Origin of the sequence: Micromonospora sp. HM5-17, from assembly GCF_003762835.1 — a bacterium.
Lineage (GTDB): Bacteria > Actinomycetota > Actinomycetes > Mycobacteriales > Micromonosporaceae > Plantactinospora.
Genome location: NZ_RJWA01000045.1, coordinates 1 through 484 on the forward strand (window position 1 = coordinate 1; position 484 = coordinate 484).

The 484-nt window shown below is 67.6% G+C and carries 1 protein-coding gene; it reads right to left on the reverse strand.

Going from position 1 to position 484, the window contains the following annotated elements; genetic code table 11:
• Positions 1-58: 58 nt before the first annotated feature.
• Positions 59-484 (reverse strand): hypothetical protein (locus EF879_RS26865; protein ID WP_123563389.1); only part of this gene is annotated, 426 nt, incomplete at its 5' end.

Genomic DNA, 484 nt, shown 5'->3' on the forward strand with positions numbered 1-484 from the left:
GCCGCTGGCCGGGTCCCGTGGGTTGGGGTCCCGGCCAGTGGTGTGTTTTCTGAAGGGGTTAGCTGTTGTTCCAGTGTTGGGCGACGAGGTCGGCGGCCTGCTGTTCCCACTTGGCGTAGGCGTCGGGGTAGGCCGACACCTGGACCTTCTGCGCGGCCTGGGTCAGCGGCATGTCGCGCCACCCGTTGACCTGCTTCAGCCCGTTGAGGAACGCCGTGGTCGCGTACTGGGGGTCGCGGATCTGCTCGACGGTGCCCCAGCCCGAGGACGGACGCTGCTGGAACAGGCCCTGCGAGTCGTGGTCGTTACGGGCGCCCAGGTGGCCCAGGTTCTCCAGCTTGGACTCCTGCAGGCTGGTCGCGATCGCGATCACCGCGGCCCGCTCGTCCATGCCGGCCTTCTTGGTCGCCTTGATGATCTCCTTGACGTTGTTCGTCTGGTCGGCGTTCAGCGGGATCCGGGCCTGCTCACCCTGCACACCGTG